The sequence below is a fragment of the Achromobacter sp. NPDC008082 genome, assembly GCF_042957345.1.
Classification (GTDB): Bacteria; Pseudomonadota; Gammaproteobacteria; order Burkholderiales; family Burkholderiaceae_B; genus Achromobacter; species Achromobacter kerstersii_A.
Genome location: NZ_JBIBIB010000001.1, coordinates 1,269,797 through 1,282,640, shown reverse-complemented (window position 1 = coordinate 1,282,640; position 12,844 = coordinate 1,269,797). Strand labels below are relative to the sequence as shown.

At 66.0% G+C, this 12,844-nt stretch carries 9 protein-coding genes; 6 read left to right on the top strand and 3 right to left on the bottom strand.

Annotation, left to right across the window (positions count from 1 at the left end):
- The first annotated feature begins 6 nt into the window (after positions 1-6).
- Positions 7-519 (top strand): RNA polymerase sigma factor, encoded by a 513-nt coding sequence (locus ACFZAI_RS05680; protein ID WP_391565991.1) that lies wholly within the window; start codon positions 7-9, stop codon positions 517-519.
- A gap of 1 nt (position 520) precedes the next feature.
- Positions 521-1,336: an anti-sigma factor family protein gene (locus ACFZAI_RS05675; protein ID WP_391565990.1), complete on the top strand. Its 816-nt coding sequence runs from the start codon at positions 521-523 to the stop codon at positions 1,334-1,336.
- 29 nt (positions 1,337-1,365) lie between these two features.
- Here the strand turns inward: ACFZAI_RS05675 and ACFZAI_RS05670 are convergent, their stop codons facing one another.
- The 3 genes from ACFZAI_RS05670 to atzF are packed head-to-tail and all read right to left on the bottom strand — an operon-like array spanning position 1,366 to position 7,612.
- A complete protein-coding gene (locus ACFZAI_RS05670; protein WP_391565989.1) occupies positions 1,366-2,097 on the bottom strand; it encodes a GntR family transcriptional regulator in 732 nt (243 codons plus the stop codon).
- Positions 2,094-5,738: an urea carboxylase gene (gene uca, locus ACFZAI_RS05665; RefSeq protein WP_391565988.1), complete on the bottom strand. Its 3,645-nt coding sequence runs from the start codon at positions 5,736-5,738 to the stop codon at positions 2,094-2,096. Before uca ends, ACFZAI_RS05670 begins: the two co-directional genes overlap by 4 nt.
- Before the next feature lie 41 nt (positions 5,739-5,779).
- Complete coding sequence (atzF, locus tag ACFZAI_RS05660; protein WP_391565987.1) at positions 5,780-7,612, bottom strand: allophanate hydrolase; 1,833 nt, start codon at positions 7,610-7,612, stop codon at positions 5,780-5,782.
- A gap of 372 nt (positions 7,613-7,984) precedes the next feature.
- Between atzF and urtA the strand changes: the two genes are divergently transcribed.
- From urtA to urtD, 4 genes are read left to right on the top strand one after another with little or no spacing between them, the layout of a single operon-like run.
- Positions 7,985-9,238: an urea ABC transporter substrate-binding protein gene (gene urtA / locus ACFZAI_RS05655; RefSeq protein ID WP_391565986.1), complete on the top strand. Its 1,254-nt coding sequence runs from the start codon at positions 7,985-7,987 to the stop codon at positions 9,236-9,238.
- Between the two features lie 14 nt (positions 9,239-9,252).
- Positions 9,253-10,884: an urea ABC transporter permease subunit UrtB gene (gene urtB / locus ACFZAI_RS05650; RefSeq protein ID WP_391565985.1), complete on the top strand. Its 1,632-nt coding sequence runs from the start codon at positions 9,253-9,255 to the stop codon at positions 10,882-10,884.
- Positions 10,881-12,008 carry an urea ABC transporter permease subunit UrtC gene (gene urtC, locus ACFZAI_RS05645; RefSeq protein WP_391565984.1) on the top strand — a complete coding sequence of 376 codons (1,128 nt, stop codon included), beginning with the start codon at positions 10,881-10,883 and terminating at the stop codon, positions 12,006-12,008. The genes urtB and urtC overlap by 4 nt, the downstream gene beginning before the upstream one ends.
- Positions 12,005-12,844 carry an urea ABC transporter ATP-binding protein UrtD gene (gene urtD, locus ACFZAI_RS05640; RefSeq protein ID WP_054422614.1) on the top strand — a complete coding sequence of 280 codons (840 nt, stop codon included), beginning with the start codon at positions 12,005-12,007 and terminating at the stop codon, positions 12,842-12,844. The genes urtC and urtD overlap by 4 nt, the downstream gene beginning before the upstream one ends.

The window sequence follows — 12,844 nt, the reverse complement described above, 5'->3', positions numbered from 1 at the left end:
AACACCATGCGCGCCGAAGACGAAGCCCTGATCCTCGCCTGCATCCCCAGCCTGCGGCGCTATGCCCGCGGGCTGACGGGCGACCCGCACCGGGCCGATGACCTGGTTCAGGACACGCTGGAGCGCGCATGGAGCCGCTATTCGCGTTGGCAACGGCGCGGCGAACTTCGCGCCTGGATGTTCGGCATCATGCATAACCATTTCATCGACGGCGTGCGCGCCAATGGCAGGCGAGCCGACCAGGCCGCGCTGGGCGATCTGCCCGACGCGCCGGTGCGCGCAACGCAAACCGATCACCTGGAGGTGCGCGACCTGGACCGCTGCCTGCAAGCCCTGCCGGCCGAGCAGCGGGAAGTGCTGTTGCTGATTTGCGTGGAAGACCTGTCCTATCAGGAAACCGCGCAGGTGCTGGACGTGCCGATTGGCACGGTCATGTCCCGGCTGTCGCGCGCCCGTGAAAAACTGGGCGCGCTGATGCAAGGACGCGACTCGGTCAGCCGGCTGCATCGCGTGAAATGACATGAACGACAAACACCTGCATCCGATCCCGAGCACGGGTTCCCCCATTACCGAAGCCGATCTGCATGCCTATGCAGACGGCCAGTTGCCCCCTGCCCGCCACGCCGAGGTCGACGCCTTTCTGGCCGCGCATCCACAGGACCAGACCCGCGTGAACGACTGGCAGGCGCAACGCCGCGCGCTCCACGCCTTGCTGGACCCGGTGCTGGATGAACCGCTGCCGCTGCGCTTGCCGTTGAAACCGCCGGCCCGCGCATTCCCGTGGCGCGCGTTGGCGGCAGGCGTGGCCATTGCCGCTATCAGCGCCAGCGCCGCCTGGATGATGCGCGGCGCCATGGACGCGCGGCATCTGCAAACCGTGCTGGCCACCGCCAGCCCCGAGCGCGCGGCGGGCGGCTATGCCCAACGCGCGGCGATCGCGCACGCGGTGTATGCGCCCGACATGGGCCGCCCTGTTGAAGTCAGCGCCGATAACGAAAAAGGCCTGGTGACGTGGTTGACCAAGCGCATGGGCGCGCCGGTGCGCGCGCCATCCCTGTCAAAGGCGGGGTATGAACTGGTGGGCGGGCGCTTGCTGCCGGGCGGTTCCGGGCCGGTGGCGCAATTCATGTACGGCGCGGCAGATGGCCAGCGCCTGACGCTTTACGTGACGCGCGAAGCCGCGGGCGGACAGACGGCGTTTCAGTTCACGCAGGAAGGGCCGGTGCGGGTGTTTTATTGGGTAGAGGGACAGTTCGGCTACGCGTTGTCTGGCGCGGTCAGCCGGGATGAATTGCAGCGCGTGTCAGAAGAGGTTTACAAGCAATTGCAGGGATGAAGGCGGCCATGCCGAACACGCGCCCCCCCTCACCCGCCGCCTTTCTCGCGCGCCTCATGCAGCATGTGCAGCGTGATCTTCCGCACCTCTGCCTTGCTCATCTCGATATGCGAACGCAGCATCCGCGCCGCCTCATCGGCCCGGCGCGCCAGCACCGCGCGCAGGATCGCGGCGTGTTCATCGTAGGTGGCGTCCACGCGGAAATCCTTGGTGAAGTCCAGCCGCCGCACAATCCGGATTTTCTCTGTCACGTCGCGGTGAATCTGCGTCATCTCGGGGTTGCCGGCCGCCGCCACCAATGAACAGTGAAAGGCCTCATCCAGCTGCGCCACCAGCCGCCCATCCAGGATGCGTTGCGGCGGCGGCACCAGCCACACGTCTTTCAACGCGCCCAGAATGCCGGACACATCCATGGGTTCGCGCGCACACAGCTTATCCACCGCCGCCTGCTCCAGCACCACGCGCACGTCGTACAGGGCCTCGAAGCGCTCGAAGTCGAACGGCCGCACCTGCCAGCCGCTGCGCGGGCGCGCCAGCACGAAGCCTTCGCGTTCAAGCCGCGCCAAGCCCAGCCGCACCGGCGTGCGGCTGACCCCAAGGCGCGCCACCAGATCCGCTTCGGTGAAGCGTTCTCCGGGCAGCATGCGAAAGTCGAACAGGTCGTCCTTGATGCGTTGATAGACCTGATCAGCCAGCGACCCGGCAAGCGCTGGCGCCTGCCGAATTGCCGGGCTGATTTGCACGGATTCCAGACGCATCATCCCGCCACGGTGCAGGTCGCGTCTTCCGCCAGCACCACCAGCGGGTCGCCCGCGTTGACGGGCTTACCCGGCACGCAGCGGATGGCGGTGACGATGCCCGACGACGGCGCAATGACGGACAACTCCATCTTCATGGCTTCCACCACCACCAGCGTGTCGCCGGCCGACACGCTCTGCCCCACCTGGACGGGTATCTTCCAGATGTTGCCGCACATGTCGGCGCTGACCAGGCGTTCGCCGTCACGCAACGCCGTCTCGGCTTCGGCTTCCGGTTCAGCGGCGGTCTGCTCCGCCGCCACATCCTCGGTTTTCCACAAGGCCACTTCCGCGTCGAAGGCGCTCTTCTGGCGCGTCTGGAACACGGCGATGCTGTCCGCCTGCTCGGCCAAGAACTGCTGGTGCGCGGCGAAGTCGAACACCTCTTCTTCGATGCGCACCGTGGCGCGGCCTTCGCGGAAGTCTTCGCGCAGCACGTCGAGCTCGGTCTCGGTCACCGGGTAGAAGCGCACCTGATCAAAGAAGCGCAGCAGCCACGGCTTGCCGTCCTGGAACACGGGGTTCTTCAGGAATTTGTTCCAGATGGGCAAGGTGCGTCCCACCAGCTGATAACCGCCCGGCGAATCCATGCCGTAGATACACATGTACACGCCGCCGATGCCCACCGTGCCTTCGGCCGTGAACGTGCGCGCGGGGTTGTACTTGGACGTCAGCAAGCGGTGGCGCGGGTCGATCGGCACCGCGCAGGGCGCGCCCAGGTACACGTCGCCCAGGCCCATGATCAGGTAGCTGGCGTCGAACACGATGTTGCGCACATCGTTGCGGCTGGCCAGCCCGTTGATGCGCTGGATGAAGTCCACATTGTTCGGCAGCCACGGCGCATTGGGGCGCACGGTTTCCTGATAGCGCTGCACGGCACCCAGGGTTGCCGAATCTTCGAAGGCCATCGGCAGGTAGACCACACGCGTGGGCACCTTCAGCGTGGCCACATCGGCCAGCCCGGCTTCGATTTCCAGCAGCCGCGCAATCAGCGCGCCTTGCAGAATCTGGCGGCTGTCATAACGAATTTGCAGCGAACGCACGCCTGGGGACAGCTCCTGCACGCCCGCGATGGGGTCGGCGTTCAGCGCTTCCATCAGCAAATGGATGCGCATGCGCAGCGCCAGGTCGAGCACGTTGTCGCCGTACTCCAGCAGCAGATAACCGTCACCGGCCTGACGGTACGACACCGACGGGCGCGAGCCTTGCGCCGGCAGCGCGGCAATGATCGTCTCTGACGCCGTCGCTGGCGCCGGTGATGGCGCCGTTGCAGCGGGCGCCACCGACGACAAGGCCGCCACGCTTTGATCCTGCGCGGCTTCCAGCGCCACAGCCTGCGGATAGTCAATGCGCACAAAGCGGATGCGGTCGCCCGGTTTCACCTGGCCCACCTTCCACAGCTCGGCGCGCGCAATCGTGACGGGGCAGACAAAGCCACCCAGGCTGGGGCCGTCGCGCGTCAGAATCACAGGGCTGTCGCCCGTGAAGTTGATGCTGCCAATGGCGTATTCGCAATCGTGGATGTTGGACGGGTGCAAGCCGGCTTCGCCGCCGTTCTCGCGCGCCCAGGTGGGCTTGGGGCCAATCAATCGCACGCCCAAACGATTCGAGTTGTAGTGCACTTCCCAGTCGGCCGCGAAGAAGGTCTCGATGGCTTCGGGCCGGAAGAAGTCTGGCGCGCCGTGCGGGCCGTAGAGCACGCCAATTTCCCAGGTGTTGCCATAGACGGGAATCAAATCGGCCGGCGCGCCTTGCGGCTCGGCCACGGGCGGCGTGGCGGTCTGGCCGCCCAGCTCCGGGCGCACCAGCGGCAGCATGTCGCCCACGCGCAGCGTGCGGCCCGCGTGTCCGCCGAACTGGCCCAGCGCGAACGTCGAGCGGCTGCCCAGATAGACCGGCACGTCCAGACCGTTACGCACGGCCAGATAGCTGCGGCAGCCCGACAGCGCGCGGCCGGTGGCCAGCACCTGCCCCGACTTCACCGCAATGGGCTGCCACATCGGCACCGGCTCGCCGTCCAGCGTGGCGGCGCATTCAGCGCCCGTCAGCGCCACGATGGCGTCGCCGTGAAAGCGCAGCGTGGGTCCGACAAGCGTGGCTTCGATGCCTGCCGCATCCGGCGCGTTGCCGACGATGCGGTTGGCCACGCGAAACGCGTAGTCGTCCATCGGGCCGGAAGGCGGCACGCCGATATCCCAGTAGCCCGCGCGCCCGGGGTAATCCTGCACGCTGGTGTAGGTGCCAGCTTCCAGCACTTCGATGGCCGCAGGCCGGTAGGCGAAGCTTTCCAGAAAGCGCGTGGACAGCTTGCCCGCACGGAAACGTTCGTCGTCAACGATCTGGCGCAGATAATCCAGGTTGGTGGCGATGCCGTGCAAGCGGGTGCGCGCCAAGGCGTCCGCCAGCTTGTCCAGCGCGGCGTCGCGCGTGTCCGCGTGCACGATCAGCTTGGCCAGCATGGGGTCATAGAACGCCGGCACCTCGGTGCCGGTAGCCACCCAGCCATCGACCCGCACACCCTCGGGGAAGAACACTTCCGTCAACACGCCCGGCGACGGCTGGAACTGGCGCAGCGGGTCTTCGGCGTACAGACGCACTTCAATGGACGCACCCTGCGGCGCGCGCGTCATCGCCTCGATATCCAGCGCTTCGCCCGCCGCCACGCGCAGCATGCATTCCACCAGGTCCAGCCCGGTCACGGCTTCGGTCACCGGGTGCTCCACCTGCAAGCGCGTGTTGACCTCAAGGAAATAGAAGCTGTCGCGCGCGGGGTCGTAAATGAATTCCACGGTGCCGGCCGAGCGGTAATTGACCGACTCGCCCAATTGCACGGCGGCCGCCAACAGCGCTGCGCGCGTCGCCGCCGGCAACAAGGGCGCGGGCGTTTCCTCGATGACTTTCTGATTGCGCCGCTGCACCGAGCAATCGCGTTCGCCCAGCGCCAGCACGCGGCCCGCGCCGTCGCCAAAAATCTGCACTTCCACGTGCCGCGCGTTATCCACATAGCGTTCAATGAACGCGCCGCCATCCCGGAAAAAATGTTCGCCCATGCGCTGCACGCTGTCGAACGCCACCGTCAGTTCGGCTTCGTTCTCGCAGCGCGACAAGCCGATGCCGCCCCCGCCCGCCGTGCTTTTCAGCATCACCGGGTAGCCGATGCGTTCAGCCTGCGACAGCGCTTCGCCCAGGCTGGCCAACAGACCGGTGCCTGGCGTCATCGGCACGCCCGCTTGCGCCGCCAATTCGCGCGAGCGATGCTTCAAACCGAACTCGCGGATCTGCAAGGGCGTGGGGCCAACAAAGGCAATACCCGCCGCTTCGCAGGCGTCGGCGAATTCAGCGCTTTCAGACAGAAACCCATAGCCGGGGTAGATGGCTTGCGCGCCATGCTCGCGCGCGGCGGCCAGCAACAAGTCCATGCGCAGATAGCTGTCGGCGGCCTTCTCGCCGCCCAGCGCCACGGCCACATCGGCCTCGCGCACATGCTCGGCATTGCGGTCCGGGTCGGAATACACGGCCACGCTACGGATGCCCAGCCGCTTCAGGGTGCGGATGGCGCGGACGGCGATCTCGCCGCGGTTGGCAATCAGAACGGTATCGAACACGATGCGGCTCCCAAGTGTCTTGCGTACAGGGTTATCGAAGATCAGCGGGCAGCGTTAAGGCTGGCCAGGTAGGCGCGCCAGCCGCCGAACGCGGTGATGTCGCGCGCGCCATCCAGGCCGCGCGGCTCGCAGATGAAGCCTTTCACCAGCCGGCCGTCTTCGAGTTCCAGCGTGCCGATGCCCAAAGGCGCGGGAATCTCGGCCACGAACGCGCCGAATGCCGCGACGGGCACGTCCCACAGCTCCACTTCAATTGGCGCGCCCGACTCGGACTTCACCAGCCCCGGCTTGGGCGGCGTGGTGTTGGCCAGCGCATACAGGCGGTAGTCATCCGCCGTGCGGGTCTTTTCCGCCAGCACGGCATGGCGCGAGGTCAGTTGATGGTTCAGCGGCATGCCGGTCAGGTGTGCGCCGACGACCGCCACGCGCACGGTGTCGGCAGGCGGCTTGGCGGCATCCACGCCCGCAGGCAGCGGCGCACCGGTTGCGCCCAGCGGCAGGCCGCGCTGCGCTTGCCACAGACGGCCAAACTGCGCCAGCGCGCGGTCTTGCCAGGCCAGGCCGATCAGCGTGATGCCCGACGGCAAGCCATCGGCGCGCATGCCGGCCGGCACCGCTAACGCCGACAAGTCCGCCAGGTTGGCAAAGTTGGTGTACACGCCCAGCCGCGAATTCAGCGTGACCGGGTCGGCCTGCAATTGGGCAATGGTGTAGATGGAGGGCGACGTCGGCACGACCAGCGCGTCGAACCCCGCCAAGGCTTGATGAATCTGGCGTGTCAGCTCCGCGCGGCGGTACTCGGCCTTGAACGCATCCACGGCGTTGTAGTTCGCCGCCTGCTCGACAATGCCGCGCACAACGGGGTTGATGACTTCCGGCGTGGCTTTCCACAAGGCTTCAACGGCTGCGAAGCGCTCGGCCACCCACGGGCCTTGGTACAGCAGCGCGGCCAGTTCATTGAAGGGGGTGAAGTCAATGGCTTCCACTTCCGCGCCCGTGTCTTTCAGCGCGCGCACGGCGTCTTCGAACACGGCGGCGGCTTCGGCATCGCCGAAGAATTCCAGCGTGGCAGGCACCGCCAGTTTGGGCGCGCGCGGCCACGGCAGCGATGCGCCGGCCGGCATGGCGCGCGAATACGGGTCGCGCTCATCAAAGCCGCCCGCGACGTTGGCCACGAGTTCGGCGTCGGCGACTGTCAGCGCAAAGATCGACACGCAATCCAGCGTGCGGCACGCAGGCACCACGCCCGCCGTGCTGAGCCAGCCCTTGGTCGGCTTCAGGCCGACGATGTTGTTGAACCCCGCCGGCACGCGGCCCGAGCCCGCCGTATCGGTGCCTAGCGAAAACGCCGCGATGCCACGCGCCACTACCGACGCCGAGCCCGAGCTGGAACCGCCGCTGACGTACTCGGGGTTGAATGTGTTGGCCACCGCGCCGTGCGGCGAACGCGTGCCGACGAGCCCGGTCGCGAACTGATCCAGATTGGTCTTGCCGATCAGGATGGCGCCGGCCGCGCGCAGCCGCTGCACGACAGTCGCGTCTTCACCCGGCGTGTACGCGAACTCGGGGCAGGCGGCGGTCGTGGGCCAGCCGGCCGCATCGATGTTGTCCTTGATGGCGAACGGCACGCCATATAGCGGCAAGCGCGCGAGGTCGCCCCCGGCTGCCTCCAACATCAGACGCAGGCCGTCCAGCTGTTCGTCCAGCGTCGCGCGGTCAACCCGCTGAATCCAGGCGTTGTCCGCGGGGCCTTCGGGCGTGGCCGCATAAGCGGCCAACAGCACCTCGGGCTGCGCGCCGTCTTCCCGATAGGCGGCCTGCCATTGCGCAATCGTCCAACCGACGGGGCTTTTCTGCGTTGCTGCGGCATTCATGCTGGAATCCTTTCTTGTATACAAGTACGGATACCCAAGCAATCGCCGTGCCATGTTGGCGGGCTTTTTCGCTTTCCCTCTGGAACCCCCGGGCGGCAGCCACCGGACCCCGTTCCCGCACCCTTGCCCCACCCCATCGTCCGCACCGCAAGCGGGCAAGCGACGCACCTGTTTTGTGCATGCGGCACGGTTTTGAACCGCGACGCCGCTACGCAAACCCGCCGCGCGCCTTCGCGTAAACACCCCCTCTTCATACAGCGGCGCACCCCCTGCCGCGCACTTGGCATGCCTTTTGCTTTGATGTCCAGGTTGTCGGGTGTTGTTCAGATCGTTCCTGCCGGCCAAGCCGGCACATTCCATCCAGGAGTCACCATGAAACGCAGACTAGCCCTTAAGCAACTGACCGCCGTGAGCCTGTTGGCCATGTCCGGATGGATGCCACAGGTATTTGCCGCCGACGACACCATCAAGGTCGGCATCCTGCATTCCCTGTCGGGCACCATGGCCATCTCGGAGACGTCGTTGAAAGACGTCGCGCTGATGACCATTGACGAAATCAACGCCAACGGCGGCGTGATGGGCAAGAAGCTGGAGGCCGTGGTGGTGGACCCCGCCTCGAACTGGCCGCTGTTTGCCGAGAAGTCGCGCCAGCTGTTGTCGCAGGACAAGGTCGCGGCGGTGTTTGGCTGCTGGACCTCGGTGTCGCGCAAGTCGGTGCTGCCGGTGTTCAAAGAGCTGAACGGCCTGCTCTTCTACCCGGTGCAGTACGAAGGCGAAGAGCTTGAGAAGAACGTGTTCTACACGGGCGCCGCACCCAACCAGCAAGCCATTCCCGCCGTCGAATACCTGATGAGCGAAGACGGTGGCGGCGCCAAGCGCTTCGTGCTGCTTGGCACCGACTACGTCTACCCGCGCACCACCAACAAGATCCTGCGCGCCTTCCTGCATTCCAAGGGCGTCAAAGACAGCGACATCGACGAGGTCTACACCCCCTTCGGCCATTCCGACTACCAGACCATCGTCGCCAACATCAAGAAGTTCGCCACTGGCGGCAAGACGGCCGTCATCTCCACCATCAACGGCGACTCCAACGTGCCGTTCTACAAGGAACTGGGCAACGCAGGCCTGAAGGCCACCGACGTGCCGGTCGTGGCGTTCTCGGTGGGCGAAGAAGAACTGCGCGGGGTGGACACCAAGCCGCTCGTTGGCCACCTGGCCGCATGGAACTACTTCCAGTCGGTGAAGAACCCGGTCAACGAGGAATTCATCAAGAAGTGGAAGGCCTACGCCAAGGCCAAGAACCTGCCGAACGCCAACACGGTCGTGACGAACGACCCGATGGAAGCCACCTACATCGGCATCTACATGTGGAAGCAGGCGGTCGAGCAAGCCAAGACCACCGATGTGGACAAGGTGATTGCGGCAATGGGCGGCCAGAAGTTCAACGCGCCTGACGGCTACACCATCGAAATGGACAAGACCAACCACCACCTGCACAAGCCGGTCTACATCGGCGAAATCAAGGCGGACGGCCAGTTCAACGTGGTGTGGAAGAGCAAGGGCCCGATCCGCGCTCAACCCTGGAGCCCGTACATCCCCGGTAACGAAGGCAAGCAAGGCCTCTAAGCGGAAAAGCAGCCATGCACATCGCGGCAATCGCACACTTCTTGCGTCGTTCCCTGCTTGCATGGCTGCTTGCCATGCCGCTGCTGGCCGCGCCCGCGGCAGCCGCTGGCGTGGACCCGGCCTTGCTTGCGCCGCTGGCCGGCGACGACACCGACGCCAAGCTGCAAGCGATTGCCGCGTTGGGCCAACTGCCCGAGCCCGGCGCGGCGGCGGTGCTGCAAGCGCTGGGCAATGACCAGCTCTATGCCACCGCCGACGGGCGCGTGGTGATCGGCGACGGTGGCGCGCGCGCCACCGACCCCGTTACCGGCGCGGCCGTGGATCTGCCTTCGGGCGCCGGCACCGTCAGCATCAACAACCGCCTGCGCCGCGCCATCGAGGCCGCGCTGGCCGGTTCCCGCTTGTTCTCGGACAAGCCCAACGAACGTCTGGACGCCGCACGCCGGCTGCAACAGACGGGCGACCCCGCCCGCTTGCCGATGCTGGAAAAAGCGCTGGCGTCTGAAAAGAATGAGGCCGTGCGCGACGCGTTGTTGATCGCGCAGGCCAATCTGGAATTGAAAAGCGCCGACCCCGCCAAGCGCCGCCACGCGGTCGAGCTGCTGGGCAACACACGCAACGCGGCCTTCCGCCCCACACTTGCCGCGCTGACGCAGGAACGCGATGGCGCGTATGCCGAACCCGACGCCAGCGTGCGCGAAGCCGCCACCAATGCGCTCAAGCAGATTGACCGGCATCTGGCCACGATCGAATGGGCCGGCAATCTGTTCTACGGCATCAGCCTGGGCAGCGTGCTGCTGTTGGCCGCGCTGGGCTTGGCCATCACCTTTGGGCTGATGGGCGTCATCAACATGGCGCACGGCGAACTGCTGATGATCGGCGCCTACGTGACCTATGTGGTGCAGACGCTGTTTCGCGCGTGGCTGCCGGGCTGGCTCGACTGGTATGTGGTGGCCGCGCTGCCGCTGGCCTTCGTGGTGACGGCGCTGGTGGGCATGGCGCTTGAACGCACCGTCATCCGCTGGCTGTATGGCCGGCCGCTGGAAACGCTGCTGGCGACCTGGGGCATCAGCCTGATGCTGATGCAAGGCGTGCGCACGCTGTTCGGCGCGCAGAATGTGGAAGTGGGCAACCCCAGCTGGATGTCAGGCGGCTTCACGGTGCTGGGCGGCCTGGTGCTGACCTACAACCGGATCGTCATCATCGGCTTCGCCTTGTTCGTGGTGTTCCTGGTGTGGGTGCTGCTGAACCACACGCGGCTGGGGCTGTTCGTGCGCGCCATCACGCAGAACCGCCGCATGGCCGATTGCGTGGGCGTGCCGACGGGGCGCGTGGACATGCTGGCCTTCGGGCTGGGCTCCGGCATTGCGGGGCTGGCCGGCGTGGCGTTGTCGCAGCTGGGCAACGTGGGGCCGGACCTGGGCCGCGGCTACATCGTCGATTCCTTCATGGTCGTGGTGCTGGGCGGCGTGGGCCAGTTGGCCGGCACCGTGATCGCCGCGCTGGGCCTGGGCGGCGTCAACAAATTCCTGGAGCCCTACGCGGGCGCCGTCATGGCCAAGATCACCATCCTGGTGCTCATTGTGTTGTTCGTCCAAAAACGGCCGCAAGGCCTGTTCGCCCCCCGCGGCCGGAGCGTTGAATGAAACAGACCGCGCTGACCGATCTGAACCTGCTGGCCCGCCGCCCTCTGTTTTCGGGCCGCGTCTGGACGGCGCTGGCCGCTGCCGTGGCGCTGCTGGCCTTGCTGCCGCTGTTGAATCTTGTCTTCCCGCCCGGCCACGCGCTGCACGTGTCGGCCTATGCGGTGGCGCTGCTGGGCAAGTTCATGTGCTACGCGATGGCCGCGCTGGCGCTGGACCTGGTGTGGGGCTACGCCGGCATCCTGTCGTTGGGCCATGGCCTGTTCTTTGCGCTGGGCGGCTATGCGCACGGCATGTACCTGATGCGCGCCATCGGCCGCGACGGCGTCTACCAAAGCAACCTGCCCGACTTCATGGTGTTCCTGGACTGGAAAAGCTACCCCTGGTACTGGTCCTTCACCGAACACTTCTGGTACGCGATGCTGCTCGTCGTGCTGGTGCCAGGCGTGCTGGCCTTTGTGTTCGGCTACTTCGCCTTCCGCTCGCGCATCAAGGGCGTGTACTTCTCGATCATCACGCAAGCGCTGACGTTCGCCGCCATGCTGCTGTTCTTTCGCAATGACACGGGCTTTGGCGGCAACAACGGCTTTACCGATTTCAAGCGCATCCTGGGCTTTGACATCACTGCGCCCGGCACGCGCGCCACCTTGTACTGGATCACGCTGGCGGCGTTGGCGGGCGCGTTGATCCTGGCGCGCATGGTCACGCAATCCAAGCTGGGCCGCGTGCTGACGGCGGTGCGCGATGCCGAAAGCCGCTTGCGCTTCATCGGCTACGACCCGCTGGGCTTCAAGCTGTTCGTCTGGACCTTGTCGGCGGTGCTGTGCGGCATTGCAGGCGCCTTGTACGTGCCGCAAGTCGGCATCATCAACCCCAGCGAGATGTCGACCGAGACATCGATTGAAATGGTGATCTGGGTCGCCACCGGCGGGCGCGGCACCTTGATCGGCCCCATCATCGGCGCGGGTGCGGTCAACGGTTTGAAGACGTGGTTCACCAGCGTGCTGCCGGAATTCTGGCTGTATGCGCTGGGCCTGATCTTCGTGCTGGTGACGCTGTTCCTGCCCACCGGCATCGTCGGCCTGGCCCGCCGCATTGCGGCACGCTTTCAGGAGAAGAAGGCATGACCAGCACGCACACCGAATCGGCCATGCTGGATGGCGGCCCCAGCGGCAACGCCGGCTACGGCCGCGTCAGCCCCAAGGGGCTGGACACGAGCCACGGCGCCATCCTGTACCTGGAAGGCATCACCGTCAGCTTCGACGGCTTCAAGGCGTTAAACGACCTGACGCTGGACATCGGCGTGGGCGAACTGCGCTGCATCATCGGCCCCAACGGCGCGGGCAAGACGACGATGATGGACGTCATCACCGGCAAGACGCGGCCCACATCCGGCACCGCGTACTTCGGCCAAAGCATCGACCTGACTTCGCTGAACGAAGCGCAGATTGCGCACGCCGGCATCGGCCGGAAATTCCAGCGGCCCACGGTGTTCGAACAACACACCGTGTTCGAAAACCTGGAGCTGGCCATGAAGACCGACAAGCGCGTGCGCCCCACGCTGTTTTCACGGCTGACAGGCGAGCAGGCCGACAAGATTGGCGAAACGCTGGATCTGATCCGGCTGCGCCCCGAGGTCTGGCGCCCCGCCGGCCTGCTGTCGCATGGCCAGAAACAGTGGCTGGAAATCGGCATGCTGCTGATGCAGGAGCCGCAGTTGCTGCTGCTGGACGAACCGGTCGCCGGCATGACCGACGCCGAAACGGAACGCACCGGCGAACTGTTGAACGAACTGCGCGGACGCCATTCGCTGATGGTGGTGGAGCACGACATGGACTTCGTCAACCAGATTGCGGGCGACGGCAAAGTCACGGTGCTGCACGAAGGCTCGGTGTTGGCCGAAGGGCCGATGAGCAAGGTGCAGGCCGATCCGCGCGTGATCGAAGTCTACCTGGGGCGCTGA

What these genes read in the sequence shown, in the direction of transcription:
- ACFZAI_RS05670 (WP_391565989.1), bottom strand. Translation starts at nt 2,097, where the DNA reads ATGATGCGTCTGGAATCCGTGCAAATCAGCCCGGCAATTCGGCAGGCG.
- urtB (WP_391565985.1), top strand. Translation starts at nt 9,253, where the DNA reads ATGCACATCGCGGCAATCGCACACTTCTTGCGTCGTTCCCTGCTTGCA.
- urtD (WP_054422614.1), top strand. Translation starts at nt 12,005, where the DNA reads ATGACCAGCACGCACACCGAATCGGCCATGCTGGATGGCGGCCCCAGC.
- ACFZAI_RS05680 (WP_391565991.1), top strand. Translation starts at nt 7, where the DNA reads ATGCGCGCCGAAGACGAAGCCCTGATCCTCGCCTGCATCCCCAGCCTG.
- urtC (WP_391565984.1), top strand. Translation starts at nt 10,881, where the DNA reads ATGAAACAGACCGCGCTGACCGATCTGAACCTGCTGGCCCGCCGCCCT.
- ACFZAI_RS05675 (WP_391565990.1), top strand. Translation starts at nt 521, where the DNA reads ATGAACGACAAACACCTGCATCCGATCCCGAGCACGGGTTCCCCCATT.
- atzF (WP_391565987.1), bottom strand. Translation starts at nt 7,612, where the DNA reads ATGAATGCCGCAGCAACGCAGAAAAGCCCCGTCGGTTGGACGATTGCG.
- urtA (WP_391565986.1), top strand. Translation starts at nt 7,985, where the DNA reads ATGAAACGCAGACTAGCCCTTAAGCAACTGACCGCCGTGAGCCTGTTG.